The sequence below is a fragment of the Blautia sp. AF17-9LB genome (assembly GCF_003479185.1).
GTDB classification, from domain to species: Bacteria; Bacillota; Clostridia; order Lachnospirales; family Lachnospiraceae; genus Fusicatenibacter; species Fusicatenibacter saccharivorans.
This window is the reverse complement of the sequence record NZ_QUGU01000023.1, coordinates 1-294: the sequence shown is the minus strand read 5'-3', so window position 1 is coordinate 294 and position 294 is coordinate 1. Positions and strand designations below refer to the sequence as shown.

The 294-nt window shown below is 41.2% G+C and carries 1 rRNA gene; it reads left to right on the top strand.

What is annotated here, in order from left to right:
- Positions 1 to 143 precede the first annotated feature (143 nt).
- A 16S ribosomal RNA gene (locus DWX00_RS17920) occupies positions 144 to 294 on the top strand; the annotation flags it as partial.

Sequence of the window (294 nt, the reverse complement as noted above, 5' to 3'; positions counted from 1 at the left end):
ACAGCAAAGATCCTTGATAATTAAACAATGAAACACATCCTCGAAAGTTCTGAATAAGTAATTCAAAACGATCGAAAGATCCTTTAAAACAGTAAAAGGGATAAATTAGCTAGTATGTTGATTTTGAACTTGGAACAAATCTTTTATCAGAGAGTTTGATCCTGGCTCAGGATGAACGCTGGCGGCGTGCTTAACACATGCAAGTCGAGCGAAGCAGTTAAGAAGATTCTTCGGATGATTTTTAACTGACTGAGCGGCGGACGGGTGAGTAACGCGTGGGTGACCTGCCCCATA